The 19,616-nt window shown below is 62.6% G+C and carries 19 protein-coding genes; 8 read left to right on the top strand and 11 right to left on the bottom strand.

The features are described from left to right. The first annotated feature begins 64 nt into the window (after window positions 1-64). Complete coding sequence (parC, locus tag AB4Z19_RS19445) at window positions 65-2,413, top strand: DNA topoisomerase IV subunit A (protein ID WP_442035815.1); 2,349 nt, start codon at window positions 65-67, stop codon at window positions 2,411-2,413. Between the two features lie 108 nt (window positions 2,414-2,521). Here the strand turns inward: parC and AB4Z19_RS19440 are convergent, their stop codons facing one another. Both AB4Z19_RS19440 and AB4Z19_RS19435 read right to left on the bottom strand, forming a co-directional pair. Continuing rightward, the gene (locus AB4Z19_RS19440) at window positions 2,522-3,016 is read right to left on the bottom strand and encodes a hypothetical protein (RefSeq protein WP_442035814.1); all 495 of its coding nucleotides are present in this window, start codon (window positions 3,014-3,016) and stop codon (window positions 2,522-2,524) included. Between the two features lie 86 nt (window positions 3,017-3,102). Further along, complete coding sequence (locus tag AB4Z19_RS19435) at window positions 3,103-4,515, bottom strand: M64 family metallopeptidase (protein ID WP_442035813.1); 1,413 nt, start codon at window positions 4,513-4,515, stop codon at window positions 3,103-3,105. 96 nt (window positions 4,516-4,611) lie between these two features. Here AB4Z19_RS19435 and AB4Z19_RS19430 point away from each other — a divergent pair, with 96 nt between their 5' ends. Next, complete coding sequence (locus AB4Z19_RS19430) at window positions 4,612-5,172, top strand: sigma-70 family RNA polymerase sigma factor (protein WP_442029336.1); 561 nt, start codon at window positions 4,612-4,614, stop codon at window positions 5,170-5,172. Beyond that, complete coding sequence (locus AB4Z19_RS19425; RefSeq protein WP_442035812.1) at window positions 5,169-5,951, top strand: anti-sigma factor; 783 nt, start codon at window positions 5,169-5,171, stop codon at window positions 5,949-5,951. Before AB4Z19_RS19430 ends, AB4Z19_RS19425 begins: the two co-directional genes overlap by 4 nt. Here AB4Z19_RS19425 and AB4Z19_RS19420 read toward each other — a convergent pair. The 7 genes from AB4Z19_RS19420 to AB4Z19_RS19390 all read right to left on the bottom strand — a co-directional run bounded on the left by AB4Z19_RS19420 (window position 5,948) and on the right by AB4Z19_RS19390 (window position 12,402). Next, entirely contained in the window at window positions 5,948-7,027 is a 1,080-nt protein-coding gene (locus AB4Z19_RS19420; protein WP_442029162.1) for a HupE/UreJ family protein, read from the bottom strand. The genes AB4Z19_RS19425 and AB4Z19_RS19420 overlap by 4 nt on opposite strands. Then, window positions 7,024-8,256: a hypothetical protein gene (locus tag AB4Z19_RS19415; RefSeq protein ID WP_442029161.1), complete on the bottom strand. Its 1,233-nt coding sequence runs from the start codon at window positions 8,254-8,256 to the stop codon at window positions 7,024-7,026. The genes AB4Z19_RS19420 and AB4Z19_RS19415 overlap by 4 nt, the downstream gene beginning before the upstream one ends. Then, window positions 8,253-8,504, bottom strand: a complete 252-nt coding sequence (locus AB4Z19_RS19410; protein ID WP_442029160.1) for a hypothetical protein — start codon at window positions 8,502-8,504, stop codon at window positions 8,253-8,255. Before AB4Z19_RS19410 ends, AB4Z19_RS19415 begins: the two co-directional genes overlap by 4 nt. Window positions 8,505-8,514: 10 nt before the next feature. Continuing rightward, window positions 8,515-9,981: a DUF4331 domain-containing protein gene (locus tag AB4Z19_RS19405; RefSeq protein WP_442035811.1), complete on the bottom strand. Its 1,467-nt coding sequence runs from the start codon at window positions 9,979-9,981 to the stop codon at window positions 8,515-8,517. Window positions 9,982-10,059: 78 nt separating this feature from the next. After that, window positions 10,060-11,457, bottom strand: a complete 1,398-nt coding sequence (locus AB4Z19_RS19400) for a cyanophycinase (protein WP_442035810.1) — start codon at window positions 11,455-11,457, stop codon at window positions 10,060-10,062. Window positions 11,458-11,473: 16 nt separating this feature from the next. After that, complete coding sequence (locus tag AB4Z19_RS19395) at window positions 11,474-11,905, bottom strand: GNAT family N-acetyltransferase (protein ID WP_442028561.1); 432 nt, start codon at window positions 11,903-11,905, stop codon at window positions 11,474-11,476. After that, window positions 11,902-12,402, bottom strand: a complete 501-nt coding sequence (locus AB4Z19_RS19390; RefSeq protein WP_442035809.1) for a hypothetical protein — start codon at window positions 12,400-12,402, stop codon at window positions 11,902-11,904. Before AB4Z19_RS19390 ends, AB4Z19_RS19395 begins: the two co-directional genes overlap by 4 nt. A gap of 53 nt (window positions 12,403-12,455) precedes the next feature. Between AB4Z19_RS19390 and argH the strand changes: the two genes are divergently transcribed. From argH to AB4Z19_RS19375, 3 genes are all read left to right on the top strand, one after another. Next, complete coding sequence (gene argH / locus AB4Z19_RS19385) at window positions 12,456-13,847, top strand: argininosuccinate lyase (RefSeq protein ID WP_442035808.1); 1,392 nt, start codon at window positions 12,456-12,458, stop codon at window positions 13,845-13,847. 139 nt (window positions 13,848-13,986) lie between these two features. After that, on the top strand, window positions 13,987-14,529 hold the full coding sequence (locus tag AB4Z19_RS19380) for a TRAP transporter small permease subunit (RefSeq protein ID WP_442028558.1): 543 nt from the start codon (window positions 13,987-13,989) through the stop codon (window positions 14,527-14,529). Beyond that, the gene (locus AB4Z19_RS19375) at window positions 14,526-16,238 is read left to right on the top strand and encodes a TRAP transporter large permease (RefSeq protein WP_442035807.1); all 1,713 of its coding nucleotides are present in this window, start codon (window positions 14,526-14,528) and stop codon (window positions 16,236-16,238) included. Before AB4Z19_RS19380 ends, AB4Z19_RS19375 begins: the two co-directional genes overlap by 4 nt. On the opposite strand, the gene AB4Z19_RS19370 is transcribed toward AB4Z19_RS19375, so the two are convergent. Beyond that, window positions 16,239-17,072, bottom strand: a complete 834-nt coding sequence (locus AB4Z19_RS19370) for a LysR family transcriptional regulator (protein WP_442035806.1) — start codon at window positions 17,070-17,072, stop codon at window positions 16,239-16,241. A 103-nt stretch (window positions 17,073-17,175) separates the two neighbouring features. On the opposite strand from AB4Z19_RS19370, the gene AB4Z19_RS19365 reads away from it, so the two are divergent. After that, window positions 17,176-18,342, top strand: a complete 1,167-nt coding sequence (locus AB4Z19_RS19365; protein WP_442035805.1) for an MFS transporter — start codon at window positions 17,176-17,178, stop codon at window positions 18,340-18,342. Beyond that, window positions 18,339-18,788 carry an ester cyclase gene (locus AB4Z19_RS19360; RefSeq protein ID WP_442021625.1) on the top strand — a complete coding sequence of 150 codons (450 nt, stop codon included), beginning with the start codon at window positions 18,339-18,341 and terminating at the stop codon, window positions 18,786-18,788. The genes AB4Z19_RS19365 and AB4Z19_RS19360 overlap by 4 nt, the downstream gene beginning before the upstream one ends. Here the strand turns inward: AB4Z19_RS19360 and AB4Z19_RS19355 are convergent. After that, a complete protein-coding gene (locus tag AB4Z19_RS19355) occupies window positions 18,722-19,603 on the bottom strand; it encodes a LysR family transcriptional regulator (protein WP_442021627.1) in 882 nt (293 codons plus the stop codon). The two genes, AB4Z19_RS19360 and AB4Z19_RS19355, sit on opposite strands and share 67 nt — an antisense overlap. Window positions 19,604-19,616 lie beyond the last annotated feature (13 nt).

Here is a 19,616-nt window from a genome sequence, read left to right as displayed (position 1 = left end):
GGTGGCTGCCACATCGTGGCAGCCACCCGGTTTAAGCCTCTGGTTTCAGGAAAAGACAACGACTATGACTCAAGCAAATCTCTTTGACGAACCGGCACCGGAACAGCCGGACAACAACGGCGGCGGTGGCGATAACGGCGACGGCGGCGAAACGCTGACCCTGTCCACCTTTGCTGAACGCGCCTACCTGGATTACGCCATCTCCGTGGTGAAGGGCCGCGCCCTGCCGGACGTGTGCGACGGCCAGAAGCCGGTGCAGCGCCGCATCCTGTATTCGATGAATGAACTGGGCCTGGGCCCGACCGCCAAGCCGCGCAAGTCCGCGACCGTGGTGGGTGACGTGCTGGGTAAGCTGCACCCGCACGGCGACCAGTCGGTATACGACGCGATGGTGCGCATGGCGCAGGATTTCTCGCTGCGCTATCCGCTGATCGACGGCCAGGGTAACTTCGGTTCGCGCGACGGCGACGGCGCTGCGGCAATGCGATACACCGAAGCCCGTCTGACCCCGATCTCCCGCCTGCTGCTGGACGAGATCGACCAGGGCACCGTGGACTTCATCCCCAACTACGACGGATCGTACGAGGAGCCAGCCCTGCTGCCGGCACGCTTGCCGATGGTACTGCTGAACGGCGCATCGGGAATTGCAGTGGGCCTGGCGACGGAAATCCCGTCGCACAACCTGAACGAAGTGGCGCAGGCCACGGTGGCGCTAATTCGCAATCCCAAACTGTCGCACGCTGAGCTGATGCAGCTGATCCCTGGTCCGGACTTCCCGGGTGGCGGCCAGCTGATCACGCCGCGCGCGCAGATCGACGATATGTACGCCTCGGGCCGCGGCTCGATGAAAGTGCGCGCGCGCTGGAAGATCGAAGAACTGGCGCGTGGCCAATGGCAGGCCGTGGTGTACGAACTGCCGTCCGGTACCTCTGCACAGAAAGTGCTGGAGGAGATCGAAGAGCTGACCAATCCGAAGGTCAAGATGGGCAAGAAGGCGCTGTCGCCTGAGCAGCTGACCTTGAAGCAGCTGATCCTGTCCCAGCTGGACAAGGTGCGCGACGAATCCGGCCGCGAAGCTGCCGTGCGCCTGGTGTTCGAGCCGAAGTCGAAGAACGTCGACCAGACCGAATTCATGCTGATGCTGCTGGCGCACACCTCGCTGGAAACGTCGGCTTCGATGAACCTGGTGATGATCGGCGGCGATGGCCGTCCGCGCCAGAAGGGCGTGATGGAAATCCTGCAGGAGTGGATCGATTTCCGCTTCTCCACCGTGACCCGCCGCACCCAGTTCCGCCTGAATAAAGTCGATGACCGCATCCATATCCTGGAAGGCCGCGAGACCATCCTGCTGAATATCGATGAGGTCATCCACATCATCCGTAATTCGGACGAGCCGAAAGCGGCGCTGATCGAGCGCTTCAAGCTGTCGGACCGCCAGGCCGAAGACATCCTTGAGATTCGCCTGCGCCAGTTGGCCCGCCTGGAAGCGATCAAGATCCAGCAGGAACTGGCCGAGCTGCGCAAGGAAAAACAGACGCTGCAAGACCTGCTGGACAATCCGTCCTCCATGAAGCGCCTGATCATCAAGGAAATCGAATCCGACGCCAAGACCTATGGCGACGCCCGCCGCACCGTGATCGAAGAAGCCCAGAAGGCCGTGGTCGAGCAGAAGGTGGTGGACGAGCCGGTCACCGTCATCATTTCGGAAAAAGGCTGGGTGCGCGCGCGTACCGGCATCGGCCACGATCCGGCCCAGTTCACCTTCAAGGCCGGCGATGCGCTGTACGGCGCCTTCGAGTGCCGCACGGTGGATACGCTGCTGGGCTTTGGCGACAACGGCAAGGTGTATTCCGTGCCGGTCGCCGCCCTGCCTAACGCACGTGGCGATGGCGTGCCGATCACCACGCTGGTCGATTTGTCCGGCGGTGCGCGCCTGCTGCACTACTTCGCGGGCAATGCGAATACGCAACTGCTGATGGCGTCCGACGCTGGTTATGGCTTCATTGCGAAGGCCGGCGATATGGTGTCGCGACTGAAGGGCGGTAAGGCCTTCATGACGCTGGACGAGGGCGCCAAGCCGCTGCCGCCGACCGTGGTGGCCGAGGATGCCAGCGCGGTGGCGACCATCTCCGAGAAGGCGCGCCTGCTGGTGTTCGGCATGGACGAAATGAAGGTGCTGTCCAACGGCGGACGCGGCGTGATCCTGATGGAGCTGGAAGATAAGGAGAAGCTGGTTGCCGCGCGCGCGATTACGCAGAAAGGCGTGACCGTGCTGGGCATCGGCAATGCGCAGAAGGCGAAGGAGGAACGTATGGGTCCGACTGTGCTGGAGCCGCACTTCGGCAAGCGCGCCCGCAAGGGCAAGGCGATGCCGACCCGTATCAAGCCTACGGGGCTGCTGCCGAACACCTGAACCTTGAAAGCTGGTGGCAGGCACTGACGTGCCAGCCACCTGATCAAAGCCGCAGGTGCTGAACAGGTGGCTGGCTCATCGAGCCCGCCACCAGGTTTTGCAGTGGGTTTAATGCTTGGCCGCAGCTTCTTTCACATCCGCCGCAGCCTTGGCCTTCACCTCAGAAGTCTTGGCCGCCGCGATGGACTTGTCGCGATTGGCCTCGGCCTGTTCCTTGGCTACCTTCGCATCCTGCTTGGCATCGACCTTGGCGGCCTTGGTGTCGGCAGAAGCGATGTCCTTCTCAGCCTTTGCCTCAGCCTTCATCTTGTCGTCGGCATCGGCCTTGGCGACTTTCTCATTGGCCTTGTCGTGGGCTTTGGCGGCCTTGGCGTGAGCCTTGGCTTTCTTCTTCTCGGCCTTATCGGCCACTTTCGCTACATCTTTGTCCGCGTCGGCGTCCTTCTTGGCTTCCTTGACTTCGGCCTTGGAGACCTTCTCATCAGCCTTGGCTTGCTCTTTCGAGATAGCCGGAGAAGTTGGCACCGTGGTCGGCGCAGGAGTCTGTGCGTAGGCCGCGGTAGCGAACACGCTGGCGATCAGGGTTGCGAGCAATTTATTCATGATTTCACCTCGTGGTAATTGGGTGAAATCAGAATATGCTCACGCAACAATTGCCACTGTGCGCCACCGCACCAAGTAACAATTGATTACATCGCAGGCCGCGAATACAGATCGATGGTCTCACTGATGGCTTCCGCGCACACTGAGCAGAAGGCTTCACTGCGGTCGAACATCACGCACTGCTGCTGCGGACGATAGTAGCCGGTCGCCTCATAGTTGGCCCCTTCAAACGCGCCCACGGCTTTGGCGTTGGGCGCCTTCGAGAACAGGGCATTGGTCCAGGCCAGGTCCTCCTTGAACAATTTGCTCATCTCGGCTTCCGGACGATTGTCCTTGCGCAATTGGGCGCGCAACTTCTGGTGCTCGCGCGAATGCGCCTCATATTCAGCTTTTGGCCATGGCGTCGGCAGCGGCGTGCCAGATTTGATGAACTTCTTCCATTTCAGCTGAGCCGGGTCCTGCAGGGCCGTGACGTTCGGCTCCCACGGCTCCATGCGCGCTCCCCCGGTCGCGTAAGCCACGGGCGAGGTGTAATACTCGTCCGCCAGGCCCGCGAAGTGGTGGCCGAATTCGTGCACGAACAGGTAGTTGGCCCAATCGTTGTTGGCCGCAGCGGTGCTGAACTGGCCGTAGATGCCGCCACCGCCGTAGGTATCGTTGTTCACCAGGATCTCGATGAACTCATACGGTGCGTACTGGGCGATGTCGCGCAGCGCGCGGTTGTCGGTGGTCAGCACATAACGCTCGCTACCGAAGATATCGTAGCGCGTGCCGAGCGCGGAAGCATGGTGGGTATTGGTCGAAGGACGGCTCACGCCCGACTCCTGGGTCGGCACGGCCAGCGCCCATACATTGAAGTCGTTGGCGCGTTCCTTGTATGGCGACACGCTGAACATATAGTCGGTCAAGCGGCGTACGGTCTGCTCGAACTTGCCCATTTCGGCCTTGGTATAGCCATCGCCCAGGATCAGCAGGTCCACTTTCTTTTCGGACGGGCCGCTGACGCGGATCGGAATCGGCTTGGCCGGCGCAGGCTCCTGCTTGCGCACCACGTCCAGAACATCGGTATCGACTTCCGTGCTCCACACGACGGAGAATTCATTGCGCTCGTCGCGCTTCAGGATGCGCACCTTGACCGGCTGCTCCGGTTTGGGGAAGCGCACAGACTCGCTGAAACCACGGCTTGCCTTGGAGGCTTCGTCCGTGGTGCGCCATTCGCCGAACACGGTGGAAAAGGTGCGCGTGTACAGCAGCTTACCGGTCTTGGCGTCCGCCACTTCGACCTTGTTATTGCCACGGTTGGTGGTATCGATGGTGCGGCTCATATCGCCGGGCCACGGCAGCGGTTCAATCACCACGCGCTCCATGGCGTAGTTCTCGCTCAAGGCATTGCCGCTATGGAGGTAATCGACGCGTACGGTGGCGGGTTGGGCGGCGCAGGCCAGGCTGGCTGCGGTGCTGAGCGTCGTGGCGGCCAGCAGACGGGCAAATTGGGACATGCAATCTCCAAGTGTTGAATGTTTGCGCGATATTGTAGACCTCCGGCCGGGCTGCCGCTATGATGGATTGACCCACTGCCCTCACGGAGTCCTGCCATGTCCTCCGATCCACAGCAGCTGCGCAACTGGCTGATCGCCACGGGCCGCCACGATGCGGCTGCATTCCGTTCGCTCTACGACGCTGCAGCGCCGAAACTGTTTGGCTTCGCGCTGCGTATATTACGTAAGAAGGAGCTGGCCGAAGAAGCCTTGCAGGATGGCTTTGTCTCAATCTGGCATTCGGCCAGCACCTACCAGTCCGGCCTTTCTGCGCCAATGACGTGGATGACGGCCATCGTGCGCAACAAGGCGCTCGATATCCTGCGCCGCCTGGATGAACCGATAGAAATCGATGCCGACTTCATGAACGCCCTGCCCGATTCCGACGTACGCCCCGAAGAGGCGCTGCAATTGAGCGCCCAGGCGCAGGCGCTGGCCGCCTGCCTCTCCGCGCTGGAAGGGCTGCACCGGCAGGTGATCGGGCTGGCGTTTTACCACGATATGTCCCACACCGAGGTGGCGCAGCGCATGTCCCTGCCCATTGGCACGGTAAAAACCTGGATCAGACGCGGGCTGGAACGCCTCAAGACCTGCCTCGCGCAAAGGGGGCAGGCATGAATATCCGGGGCAACGAGACATTGCGCGAGCGCCTGGCGGCGGAATACGTGCTGGGCACCTTGCGCGGTAGCGCGCGGCGGCGTTTTGAAGGGTGGATGTTCAATGATGCGGCCTTGCGCCGTACCGTGAACGAGTGGCAGGATCGCCTGCTGCCGCTGGCCGAGCTGGCGCCGCAGCAGGCGCCCTCGCCGCAGGTGTGGCGCGACATTGAGCGCCGCCTGCGCCTCAGCGCCGCTGGTGCCGTCAATGCCGCAGGGGCCGCTGATACCGAGGGAACCCGCGACGCGACCGGCCGCGCACCGCGCCGGCAGACGGGCGAAACGCCGGGCGCCCGCTGGTGGGATTCGCTGCGCTGGTGGCGCGGCCTGGGCATCGCGTCCACCGCGCTGGCGGCAATACTGGTTGCCACCATTGGCGTGCGCACACTACAAGCCCCGTCCATCGACATGGTTGCCACGCTGACGGACGCGCAAGCCCAGCCCGCGCTGGTGGTGACCGCTGATTCACGCCATCAAACCATGGAAGTCAAAGTGGTCGGCGGCGCCCCTGTGCCGGACGATAAAACCTTGCAGTTGTGGGCGATTCCGAAACAAGGCAACCCGCGCTCGCTGGGCGTGCTCGGCGCGGCGCGGACGGCAAAGCTGGCACTGAACGACAAGGCCGTGGGCAGCGATGTGGTGCTGCTGGCGATCAGCCTGGAGCCGCGCGGTGGTTCGCCAGATCCCAACGGCCCGACGGGACCCGTGCTGTACAAAGGCCCGTGGGTAAGCGTGCTTTAGATTCGTTCGGCGAACCAGAAGGTGGCGACCAGCACGATGATGCTGGAGCCGCCGGTCAGCAGCACTTTACGGTATAGCCAGGTCGCGCGCACTGCGTAGGCGATTGGCAGGAAGGCTGCGACAATTGCCAGCTGCCCTACTTCCACACCAGCGTTGAAGCCGACCAGCGCCAGCACCAGGCTTTCGCGCGGCAGCCTCAGGTCCGCCAGCACGCTGGCGAAGCCGAAGCCGTGCACCAGGCCGAATACGAAGGCAGCCAGCCAGCGCTTGCCTTGAATGATCGGTACGAGATTGTTCGCCGCTGCGATGGCCACCGATGCCGCAATGGCCGATTCCACCCAGCGTGACGGCAGGCTTACAACCTGTAGCGCGGCCAGGCTCAGTGTGATCGAGTGCGCCAGGGTAAAGGCGCTGACGATCTTCAGCACGTCCATGAACACGCCGCGCGCGCCGGCTGTGATGAGTACCGCCGGCAACAGCAGCGAAAGCAGGAACAGGATGTGGTCATAGCCGATCCAGATGTGCCAGATGCCGTGCTGGACGTAGTCGGCGAACTGGCGCCATAGCGCTGGCTGAGCGAGCGTGATCTCCAGCGCAGGCTGGTCGCCGCCCACAATGCCCGTTGTCGTCGCGCCTTGATGCTCGATGCGCAGCAGACCGCGATGCTGGGCGTCGACGTCGGCGAACAGACGATAGCTGACCGTGAGCCGCTGCGGCTCGGCGGCGCAGGTCGCGTGCATGCGCAGGACGGTGTAGCTGCCGTCGGTGTGGTGATCGAGCAGCTGGCTCGCCGCAGTCAGTGGACACAAGGCTCCGTCTGCGGTGAGCGCGAGACGGGAGAGCGCGTAGGCGGCGATGGCATCGTGGAGGCTGCGCACTTCGTCCCAGGTCAGCTGGCCATCGCCGTCGGCATCAAGGGCGATGGCGAAGTCGAGGTCGCGCAGAGCGATGTCCCATTGCGCGGTGATTTCCTGGCCTTCGATGTGCAGGGTCAGATAGCTGTCGCTGGGCTTGTGCGCCCAGGCGGTGCTGCTGGCGATCAGTAGCATCAGCATGGTGAGCAGGCGGATCATCATGCACCTCCTTTCATCAGCACGGCGATGGCGGCGTCTTCCAATTTGTGCGTGCGTATCCAGGTCGTGGCTTGCGCGACTGCTGCGCCGTCATGTGCGCGTTCGCCCGCTTCCAGCAGCAGGCGCAGGTCGGCCAGCTCTTTTTGCGTTTCCCAATTGCGGCGGGCCAGGGCGACGGCCGATTGCGCGTCGCCCAGCAGGTGCAGGGTGAAGCGGGCTTGTTCGCGCAAGTGGACGCTGTCGCCGCGTGCGGCTGCGGCGTTGAAACGGGCTTGCAGTTCGGCGCGCACGGACGTGGTGCCGGCGCCCTGTTGCTTCAGGGCGAGGGCGTAGCGCAGCAGCAGGCTGTCGACGCGCTGGAAGGGTTTCAGCAGGCGTTCGGCTTCGGCGGGGCGGCCCTGGTCGAGCAGATAGTCGGCGTAGGCGCCGAGCAGGTAGCTGTCGCGCGGGGCGATGGCGAGCGCCTGGCGGAAGCTGTGATCGGCTGACGGGTCGCCGCGGCGGGCGGACAGTTCAGCCAGCAGGGTTAGTGTCCAGACACGAACTTCGGGCGGCGCTTCGGCGGCTTCACGTGAGAATGCCGCCCGCAGAAGACGCTCGCTGGCGAGCGGATCGCCGGTGTTGGCGCGGGCTGCGGCGAGGCAGGTGAAGCTGGCCAGTTGTCCGGACAGGTTGGACAGCCGCGCGCAACTGGAGGTGGCGCCGGCGTAGTCGCCGCGCACCGTTTGCACGGTGGCGCGGGTAAGCCAGGCTTGCGCGTTGGCGGGGTCTGATTTCGTGAGCGCGTCCAGATCGGACATGGCGTCGGCGAATTGGTGATTGGTTTGGCGCAGCGTGGCGCGCAGCAGGCGCACTGGCGCAGGTGGTGCTCCCATGGACCACCACGGCGCCAGCACCGCTTGCGCGTAGCCGAAATAGCGCGGGTCGCTTTCGCGGCGGCCCAGCGCGATGTACTGCTGCGCGAGCGCCGCCGCGATGTTTGCGTCGTTCGGCGAGGCATGCAGCTGCGCGCGCAGGGCCAGCAGTTCCGGCGGCTGCACCTCGGTACGGCGCGGCAGCGTCTCCACCACCACCGCGCCGGACGCCGGCACATACGGCGCCGCCATCCCCGCCCGTGCCCCAGCCGCGAGCGTGAGCCAGGCCGCCACCAGCGTCCGCACGATGCGTGCACGGACCGCGCGGCGGCGCCGTCGTGCGGCCTCCCTGTCCAGCGACGTACCGGCGGGGATCATGGCGCCGCTACCTTGTCGACAGGTTCGGGCTCTTTGTCTTCGGACGTGGTGAGCGCGACGTTGCTGGTGTCGGTGGGCTCGGCGTCGTCGGGCGAGGTGGCGATCAGGGCCAGTACGGTGGCGGTGAAGGCGTCCGTCATCACGGGTGGTGGCGGCGGCGTGGTAGGGCTGGTGTCGGCGTTGTGGCCACCGCCACCGCCGCATGCGGCCAGCAGCAGCGCGCTGCAAAGGAGAGCAAGCGATTTCATGATGCGCTCCTTACTGCTGCGGCGAACCGGCGATCGGCGTTTTCAGGTAGGGGAAGGACGAGGTGAAGAAGCTGTCGTCGAGATACGCCCCGTCAGTAAAGCGGATTGCGCCCGCCGGTGCGTCGGACGGCGCGCAGCCGATATTCAGTGTGCACAGCTTACCCATCACCACCCGCAGCGCGATGTCGACCACATCATCGCCAGGACGCCGCCCGTTAGGGAAGCCTGCGTTATCACCGTCGATCACGCCAAGCCGTTTCTGCGATCCCATCGGCACGGCGGGAATCGATGTATTCAGCCGCAGCATTTCGGATGCCTTCACATTCTTCGGCTGATTCAAACCCGGCACGCCGGTGAGGAAAGCAGTCACCAGATCATTGCGCGGGAAATTGGTCGGCGCCTTGGCGCCTGCGCTGCCAAACAACACCTCGACCAGGGCTGGCAAGGTCGGATTGGTCACGTAAGTGGCAAACTGCGCATCACCGGAAGGCTTACTGTGATTGAACTTGTCCTTGTCCTTCAGCCCAATCACCACCTCGTTCACCAGCGGCATGCCAAGCCGCGACACCTGCGTCCACGCCCCGCCATCACGCGAGCCGCCGAGAGGATTGATCAGGCGTCCCTGGCGCAAGCTGGCGGTCGTCCAGCCGCCGATCACCGGCTCATTGCCTGCCGTGAGACAGGAAGCAGCAATCTCCAGCTCCAGCGACGTCACATTCTTATCGTCCAGATCATCGCGTGCATTCTTCTCGGCATTCGCCAGAAATTCCACTGCCGGGGCCTTGATGTTGATAAGGTCAAAAGTCTCGCCAAGATTGACCACAAACGGGTCCTTGCGCTGGCCAACGAACATGCGCGCCGGCACACTGCAGCCAGGAATATTCACCGTGTACACATGCTTGGCCGCATACGCCGCGTAATTGGGAATCGACTTGTTGCCGATATTGTCCACCGGCTTATCGAACACTGTGCTGCCGTTGGCTGCATTGCTGACCATCGCGCGTTGCCCGCCACGGCGATCGCCGCGCACCACGGTCACCGAATACGTCTCGCGCACGTTCAAGCCGGCGGGATTGACGTCGTTAATCGGGCCGCCATTGATCACGAGTGGAATGGATACCTTCTGCCCGCCCACTGTGAACGCGCCGTCCTTGTTGGTATTGGTGAAGCGGAACTGGAAGGTCAGGTCTTCCTTCGCATCGCCATTGTTATCGATGTGGATCTCGTACAGCGCGTCCGGGTCCATCTGGAAGAAATTCGGACCGCCATATGCATCCTGCAAAGGAACATAATTGGCGATTAAGGTAACGAATTGCTCGCGTCCCGGCTCGTAGCTACGGAACATATAGAAGTCCGTCGCATCAGCTTTCGGATTCTTGGTAATGAATGGAGCTTCGCGGTGGCTGGACGCCATCGCCGGTGGCAGCGCGGCGGCGGCAATCGCCAGCGCCAGCACTCTCTTCAGCAAAGTAGCCATGTTCATCCCCTGGATAGTGGATAGGAAGGTGCAGCATGGCTATATACGCAGCCGGGGACCGGCTGGATTCAGATTTTTTCAGCGATATTTGTAGAGCGGGCGGTAGAGCTCGATGGGACGGATGTCCAGGCGGATATTCAGGATGGAATAGGCATCCGCCACGGCTGAGACATACCCCACGCTCTCAGGCGTCTTGGTGAAGCGGAATTCGAAGCCCATGTCGGTCTTGTCAATGCGCGGATTGCCGCTGGCGATGCCAACCGCCTCCTGCTGATCGCTGTCGATCAGGCGCTCCATCAGATCCACCACGGCGCTATTGCCGAGTACATCGTTGCTGAACACGGCGCCGCGGCTGGACGGGTGCAGCGGGTCGAGCCGGCCGCCCGCCTTGTCCGTCGAAGGGATGAACATGCGCGTGGCGATATTGAATTTGTCGCCGCGATCGAGATAGCTGATCGAGACGTTGCTGACGTTGAAATTCGGATTTTCCTTATCCGTTTCGGCGCGGGTCAGGTCGATCAGCATGGCGCCCTTGTAGCCGATGATTTCCACCTCGCGCTTGGCGGTGACCACCATGGCGCTGTCTTCATCGATGCCCAGACCGATCTGGTAACCCTTGGCCATCATGGCCGGAATCATGCGCGCGAATCGGCCGCGCACCAGCAGGTGCTGATCCACAAAGATATCGTCGCCGATGAAGCCCAGACCCGGCGCCAGTTCCTTGCCGTCGGCGATGCCGGTCTGCAGCATCGCCAGGATGGCCTTGGGATTGGAAAACATGGTCGAACTCATGATGGCTGCGCCAGCAGACGAGCCGGCGATCACGCCGCCACGGCGGTACAGATCCCAGACCGCATCCAGCGCCGCCGTATGCGTGCCATCCTCGCGCACCAGCGCCTTGGTGATGCGGCCCTGGTCGCCGCCGACGAAATACACGCCATCGGATTTGCGGATCTTGTCGGCCAGCGCCGCATCTTCCGCCGCCTTGCGGTAATCGCTGCCATCCAGGCGAATCGCGACCGGGACGAGGAAGGCGTCCGCGCCCCATTTGCGCAGATAACCGATGATGGTTTGCGCCGAGCGCTCGGGATTGCCGGCGGCCGAAGGGAAGACCGCGATGTGGGCGCCGCGTCCGCCGGCCAGCTTGACGATGCGTTGCCACACGTCGGCATTGTCGCCGCGCAAACCGCCGCCGATGATGACAAGGGAGCCCTGGGTTGCTGCGATAGGGGTGGTGGCAATAGCTGCCGATCCGCTGCTCATGGTACTGACTGCTCCCGCAACGATGCGCACCTGCTCAGGCGCCGCAGGTGGCGCGGGTGGAACCGGCGTAGGCGCGGGCGCGGGCGGAGGATTGCTGCGCCCGGTCGCCGGTGGCGTAGATCTTGGCGCTTCCCTGCCCTGCGTGGGCAGGCCGAGCGCCGCCAATAACGCCAGCCCGAATCGCGCCAGGCCGGCGGGAGAGAGCAGCTTCACAATGGACTCCTGTTCGCTATCCTGAGTCTCTTTTGTAAACATCCGGGAAGTACCTTTCCATCAGTGTAGCCGGACGCGACGGCGGAGTAAAACCAAAGCGTTCGTACAGTGCGTGGGCTGTCGAGGTCGCCAACATAAAACGCCGCAGTCCTTGCAGTCCTTCATGGGCGATGACAGCTTCCATCAGGCGTTTGCTGTAGCCGCGCCCGCGGCATTCCTGCAACACGAAGACATCCACCAGATAGGCATAGGTAGCGTAGTCTGTCACCACGCGCGCAAACGCAACCTGCTTTCCGTCAACAAATCCGCCGAAGCATAAGGAATGTTCGATGGATCGTTGCACAGTTTCAAGCGGAATATTCTGAGCCCAGGCCGATTCCTTACTGAGAAAGTTGTGAATCAGGCTCACGTCCAGGCGGGCCTTGTCGGTGCTGATGGTGAACGTCATTTCTTCAGATAGCGGTCAGGCAAAGGATATTTCTCGGTTTCCGCTTGCCATACCAGCGACTGCACCCACCAGCGCTGGCCGTCATTGATGAGCTGGATGCTGTTGATGCCGCGCTGGAAAGGCGCCGCGTCGCCCGGCGCGTGGCGCGACTGGTAAGTGCTGAACACGTGGGCGATCTGGCCGAACTGCTCAGTGTTGCGCGAAATTTCCGATTCGTAGAAACCATCTTTGGCAAACACTGGCGTGACGCGACCAATGTAATCCTCCACGCTCAGCACCGTGGTCTTGGTTGGGCTTTGAACGATCATGTGGCCATCGGGACGGAACAGGGAACGCAGGCGGTCCCAGTCGCGCGGCTGGCCGGCGGGGCCGGAAATGGTGTCGTACAGCGCGCCGATCACGCCCTCCACACTACCCACATCGGTCGGCCGCGCCTGCTGCGCAAATGCGCTGCCCGCCGTAGCCAGCATTAGTAGTGAAATTGCTAACTTTTTCATCAGATCATTCCTCTAATTTATAATCGTCTAAATCCAACCGCAGCTATTCAATCATGACAGACCAATTCTCCAAAAAGGCCGAAGCATGGTCGGCCCGCTTCTCGGAGCCCGTCTCCGACCTCGTTAAACGTTACACCGCCTCTGTCTTCTTTGACAAGCGCATGGCCAAGGCCGACATCCAGGGCTCGCTGGCGCACGCCGAAATGCTGGCCGCACAGGGCATCATTTCCGCCGCCGACCGTGACGCCATCCAGAAAGGCATGGCGCAAATCTCCGGCGAAATCGATGCCGGCACCTTCGAATGGCTGCTCGATCTGGAAGACGTACACCTGAATATCGAGAAGCGCCTGACCGAGCTGGTCGGCGACGCAGGCAAGCGCCTGCACACCGGCCGTTCGCGCAACGACCAGGTCGCGACCGATATCCGCCTGTACGTGCGCTCCGCCATCGACGATATCACTGGTCTGCTGAATCAGCTGCGCGGCGCCCTGGTCGATCTGGCCGAGAAAAACACCGACACCATCCTGCCCGGCTTCACGCACATGCAGGTGGCGCAGCCGATCACCTTCGGCCACCACATGCTGGCTTACGTTGAAATGTTCGGCCGCGACGCCGAGCGTATGGCCGATTGCCGCAAGCGCGTGAACCGCTTGCCGCTGGGCGCCGCTGCACTGGCCGGCACCACCTTCCCGATCGACCGCCTGCGCGTCGCCAAGACCCTGGGCTTCGACGATGTCTGCCACAACTCGCTGGATGCCGTGTCCGACCGCGACTTCGCGATCGAGTTCACCGCGGCCGCTTCGCTGATCATGACGCATATTTCGCGCATGTCCGAAGAACTGATCATCTGGATGAGCCCGCGCGTGGGCTTCATCGATATCGCGGACCGCTTCTGCACCGGCTCGTCCATCATGCCGCAGAAGAAGAACCCGGACGTGCCGGAACTGGCGCGCGGCAAGACCGGCCGCGTCTACGGCCACCTGATGGGCCTGCTGACCCTGATGAAAGGCCAGCCGCTGGCCTACAACAAGGACAACCAGGAAGACAAGGAACCGCTGTTCGACACCGTCGATACCGTGGTCGATACCTTGCGCATCTTCGCCGACATGGCCGGCGGCATCACCGTCAAGCCGGAAGCGATGCGCGCAGCGGCGCTGCAGGGCTACGCCACGGCGACCGACCTGGCCGATTATCTGGTGAAGAAGGGTCTGCCGTTCCGCGACGCGCACGAAGCTGTGGCGCATGCCGTGCGCGCTTGCGATGACCTGAAGATCGATCTGGCGGAAATGTCGCTGGACCAGCTGCGCGCCTTTTCGCCGCTGATCGGCGAGGACGTGTTTGCCGTGTTGACGCTGGAAGGCTCCGTGGCCGCACGCGATCACGTCGGTGGCACCGCGCCGAACCAGGTGCGCGCTGCTATCGCACGCGTGCGCAGCCAGTTGTAATCCGCAGAAACCCAAGGCGTAAAGCTAGTGCCTGCCACGCCGTGGCAGGCACTTGTTTTTGGGCCGCTGGTTTTTTATGACCCGCGGCAAATAATCAGCTAATATTCTTGCAATAAAACAATGCGTGGAGACACCGCCAATGCAAGGATTTTTGCGCTTTTCCCACTGGCTGGACCGGATCGGCTACAGAAGCGGCCAGCTGGCGAATGTGATGATTTTGCTGTCCTGCGTGATCAGCGCCAGCAACGCCATGATCCGCTACGGATTCGACTGGAGTAATAACTGGCTGCTTGAGTTGCAGTGGTATTTATTTGGCGCCGCCGTGATGCTGGGCGCCAGCTACACCTTCCAGCGCAACGAGCACGTGCGCGTGGACCTGATTTACGGCCATGTCAGCGAGCGCAAGCAGCTTTGGATCGACATTTTCGGCATCATCTTCTTCCTGCTCCCCGCCTGCATTCTGTTTGCGTGGCTCTCGTGGTATTCGCTGTTCCTCCCCTCCTGGCAGATTTTTGAACAGTCCAGCAACTCCGGCGGACTGGCACGCTACCCCATCAAGTTTGTGGTCCCGCTCGGTTTTGCCTTGCTGACGCTGCAAGGCATTTCCGAACTGATTAAGCGCATCGCCGCCCTGAAAGGCATGGTGCACCTGGACAGCAAATACGAAAGGCCCGTGCAATGATTCCATTGGAGTGGATGCCGCCGCTGATGTTTTGCGGCCTGGTTGTGTTCATGCTGGTTGGCTTCCCGGTGGCGTTCTCGCTGCTGGCGGTAGGCCTGTTCTTCGGCGGGATCTCGATCCTGCACGGTTTCTTCGGTGTGCCCTTCCTGCAGGCGGTGCCGCAAAGGATTTTCGGCAGTGTGCTGGCCAACGATCTGCTGCTGGCGATTCCCTTCTTCACCTTTATGGGCGCGGTGCTTGAGAAGTGCCGCCTCGCGGAGGACATGCTCGATTCGATGGGCAAGCTGTTCGGCGGCATTCGCGGCGGCCTGGGCTACTCGGTGATCATCGTCGGCTTCATCCTCGGCGCGATTACCGGCACGGTTGCGGCACAGGTGATCGCCATGGCGATGATCTCGCTGCCGGTGATGATGCGCTATGGTTACCACATGCGCTACGCCACCGGCGTGCTGGCCGCATCGGGCACCATCACGCAGCTAGTGCCGCCGTCGCTGGTGCTGGTGGTGCTGGCCGACCAGCTGAAAACCCAGACCGCCGCAGCAGATGTGGGCAGCATGTATCTCGGCGCATGGGGGCCGTCGCTGGTACAGATCGCGCTGTTCGCCATCTACACCTTCCTGCTGGCGCGTATCCGTCCGGAGTGGCTGCCTGCCGCACCGCAGGACGAACTGACCGAGCGTGGCTGGGAACTGTGGAAGAAGTGCCTGCGCGGGATTATCCCGGCCGCGGTGCTGATCTTCATGGTGCTGGGCACGATGATGCTCGGTATCGCCACGCCGACCGAATCGGGCGCCATGGGCGCGTTGGGCGCGGTGGTGCTGGCGGTGATCCGCCAGCCGGAATTCAATCGCCGCGATCACATCGTGTTCCGCATCGGCCTCACCGCTGGCGTGGTGGCTGCAGCCATCGGTTTCTTCTTCAACCAGGGCGAGGCCGGCCTCGCGCCAAACGCCAAGCCGTATGAGCAGGCTACGCTGGCCGTGCTGTACGTGGCGCTGGCCTGGATGATCTTCCGCGCCAGCCGTATCAGCGAGCTGCGCGGGTTGATCGTGTTGAGCTACCAGTCGACCATGCGCCTGACTGCGATGGTGGTCTTCATCCTGATTGGCTCCACTTGCTTCTCCGTGGTGTTCCAGGGCGTTGACGGCGGGCTGTGGGTCGAGCATCTGTTTACCGGCATCCCTGGCGGCTGGATCGGCTTCCTGCTGGTGGTGAACCTGTTCGTGTTCTTCCTGGCCTTCTTCCTCGATTTCTTCGAGATCGCCTTCATCGTCGTGCCGATGCTGGCGCCGGTGGCGCAGAAGATCCTGGCACCGCAACTGGAAGGCATTATGGGCAGCCCGGAGGCGGCGCAGTCCGCGGCGCTGGTGTGGTTCGGCGTGATGCTGTGCGTGAATATGCAGACCTCCTTCATGCATCCACCTTTCGGCTTCGCCCTGTTCTACCTGCGCGGCGTGGCGCCGAAAGAAGTCAAGAGCTCCGATATCTACTGGGGCGCTTTACCGTGGGTCGGCCTGCAGATGATCATGGTGCTGCTGGTGGCTGCGCTGCCGCAGACCGTGACTGCTTTCCTCGACCGCAGCACGGCAGGCACGGTGCAATCAGGCGATCTGCAAATTCAGACCGAAGCGCCACCGCCGGACAGCGACAAGAAACAGGAAGAGCCGGAGCTGAATTTCTCGGTGCCGGCGGAAGAAGAGAAGAAGTAATCAAAAGCAGGCTGCCAGAAAAGCCATCACCACCTGGATGCGCGGTGCCCGGCGCAAGTCGTCGTGCACCGCGATCCAGACCTCCCGCTTCAGCGCCTCGCCTCTGTGCGGCAAGCGCACCAGCCGCGCATCGGCGCCTCCCATGAAATCCGGCAGCACCGCTATGCCGACACCCGCCGCAGCCGCCGAGGCCTGCACCGCCAGGTCATTGCTGCGCAGGACAATCGGCGCATCGCCCGCCTCGTTCTGCAACCAGATCTGCTGCGGCGTTTCGTCCATGCTGGTGTCGTAAGCGATGTAGGCGCGGTCTTTCTTTTTCAGATAGGCCCGGGTGGCATAAAAGGAAAAAGGCACGGCAGCGATCTTACGCACCACGACGTCGTGATCCTGCGGGCGGCTTAATCGTATGACGATATCCGCCTCGCGCCGCACCAGCGACACATTGCGGGTGTCGCCATCCAGCCGAACATGCAAGTCGGGATGGGCCGCACGCAGCTCCACCAGGCGCGGTGCAATCAAGGCCGCCGCCATCGCCGGCGGTGCGCTGACCGATACCGTTCCGGCAATACCTGCCTGGCCTGCCGATGCAGTGCGCTGCACCGCCAGCGATTCCAGCTCCATGCGCTTGCCCAATTCGGCGATGCGTTCACCATCGCTAGTCAGGAAATAAGCGCGTGGCCGGCGGTCCACCAGCTTGAGTTGCAAGGACTCCTCCAACGCGGCAACCCGGCGAGCGACCGTTGCGTGGTCTACATTGAGAAGACGCGCAGCTGCCGACAAAGACTTCTCCTGCGCGAACACGGTGAAGTGGCGTAGATCTTCCCAGTCGAACATGGGTATTTCCTCACAAGCCAGGTGAAATATTGGGGAATTTCGCTTCTTCAGCGACGCCAGCAGAATAGCAACATCTGAAATTTGCTGCACGTCAGGAGTGAAAATGAAGTCTCAACATCCCGGCAACATCGCCGCCGCCGCATGGCTGGTGACAGCGGTGTTCATCTTGTCCAATTCGGCCACGCCGCTGTACGTGTACTGGCAGCGCCAATTTGCATTTTCATCGGCCTCGATGACCGTGATTTTCTCGGCCTACATCGCAGGTCTGATTGGCGCGCTCCTGGTGGCGGGCCAGTTGTCGGACCGCTTCGGCCGCAAGGCCGTGCTGGCGCCCGGCCTGGCTCTCGCCATGCTGGCCTGCGTTCTGTTCACCACGGCCGCCTCGGTCCATGCGCTGGTGGCGGCGCGCTTCCTGACCGGCGTAGCGGTAGGCACCGGCGTCGCTGCCGGTATGGCTGCCGTGGTCGAGGCAGGCGGCTCGGAGCGCAAGCGCCAGGCCTCGCAAGCGGCGTCGATTGCGATGGTCGTTGGAGCAGGATTGGGGCCGCTGCTGGCCGGCACATTGGCGCAGCTGATCGCGCAGCCGGCGCCGGCCATCTTCATCACCGAACTGTTGCTGATCGCGACTGCGCTTATCGTGCTCATGACACGGCCTTCGACCCACGTTGGCCGCGCCGGCCTGGCCTGGCGTCTGCCGACGGTGCAGGCGCAATACCGGATGGATATTGCATCAGGAGTCGCCGTGTTCGCGCCGGGTCTGTCGGCGACTTCCTTCGTCCTGGCGTTGGGACCGGCCTTGCTGTCCAAGCTACTGCACGTCAGCAGCCCTTTGGTGGCGGGTGGAACGGCCTGCCTGATGTTCATGAGCGCGACTGGCGCGCAACTGGCGCTGAAACATCTGCCGATCCGCACCATTCTGCAGTTTGGCGCTAGCGCGACTGCCCTGGCGATGATCGCGGTGACCACGGCTATCCATACCGAAGCTCCCGCCCTGCTCCTGCTCGCCGCTGTTTTGGGCGGCATGGGACAGGGCCTCGGCCAGCTCGGCGGCCTGAGCGCCATCGGCGTGCGCGTGCCGGACGCGCAGCGCGCACAGGCCATTTCCCTGCTCAATATCGGCGCCTATATCCCGGCCGGCCTGCTGCCGGTCGCCTGCGGCTTCCTGATCGACCGCATCGGCATGGAAGCCGGCGCCATCGCATTCGCTGCCGTGCTGTTCCTCGGTGCACTGGCAGCTGCCTATTTCGTTACAACCCGGAGATCCCAATGAATTCAGTGAACATCGTCGAAGCCTTCTGGGCCGCTGTGTGGCAGGGCAAGGACTTTGACGCCATCGACCGCTTCTGCGTGGAGGACTTTGTCATCACCTCTGGCGGCGTGGACATCGCCTCCAGGACCAGCTTCAAGGCCTGGGCAAAACAATTCAACCAACAGATCAGCGGACTGGCATTCGAAGTGGTCGAGACTTTCCAGAACGCCGACGGCAGCCGCGTCGCCTCGCGCTGGATCGTCAGCGGCCGCAACAACGGCATGTTCGGCCTGCCCCCCGACCAACGCGAAGTCCGTTTCACCGGCACCGCCGTGTGGCAAGTCCGCGAAGATGGCATGCTGATGCACAATTGGGTCGAGCGCTCCAGCTGGGAGGCTTATCAGAGCTTGACCATCAGCTCCCTCTCAAGCGCCGCCAAAAATACTTTGACGCGGGTCGGAACATAGCGCCGTGTTGGCATCACAGCCCACACGGACAGGTCTTCCATCGCCGCATCCTCCAGCTCAATGCTGACCAGGCTGCCTTCTCGCAGCTGGCGATAAACGTCCCAGTAAGTGAGCATGGACAGCCCGAGCCCCTGCAGCGCCGCGAGGCGGGCGGCGTCCACATTGCTCGTGGTGAGCCGGGCATTCATGCGCCGATGCTGCAGCTTTCCATCGATAACAAAGGGCCAGCGTGCTACCGCCTGCAGCACGATGCACTGATGAAGCTCCAGCTCAGCTAGCGTTGATGGCACACCATAGCGCTTCAGGTAGCGCGGCGATGCGCAGATGACACGCGGATTGCTCACCATCCGCTTCGCTACCAGATCCGAATCGCCAAGCGTTGCCACGCGCAAGGCCAGATCGAGGCCTTGTCCAACGATATCGACCACCCGGTCGGACAAGTCGAGATCGACGCGCAAATCCGGATGCTGCTCCAGCAGCGCGGACAACATCGGCAGCACGACCGTTTGGCCGAACACGCTTGGCGCGGTGAGGCGAAGCACGCCGGAAACCGTGGCCGAGGCCGGACTGAGCTCCCCGCGTGCGCTCTCTTCCGCTTCGGCCATTGTATTCGCGTAGGGCAGAAACGCTTCACCTTCCGCAGTGAGCGATACCGAACGCGTGGTCCGGTGAAACAGCCGCACGCCAAGCTCCTCCTCCAGAACCGCGATCCGCCGCGATACCTGCATCGGCCCGATGTCGAGCTGGCGCGCGGCTGCCGACAAACTTCCGGCAGTCACCACCGAGAGAAAAATGCGAAGGTCTGAAATCTGCATTTATAACGATTTT

The organism is Pseudoduganella sp. RAF19, assembly GCF_052114165.1.
Taxonomy (GTDB): Bacteria; Pseudomonadota; Gammaproteobacteria; order Burkholderiales; family Burkholderiaceae_D; genus Rugamonas.
Note: the sequence above shows the minus strand (reverse complement) of the source record. Positions and strands in the feature narration are given on the sequence as shown.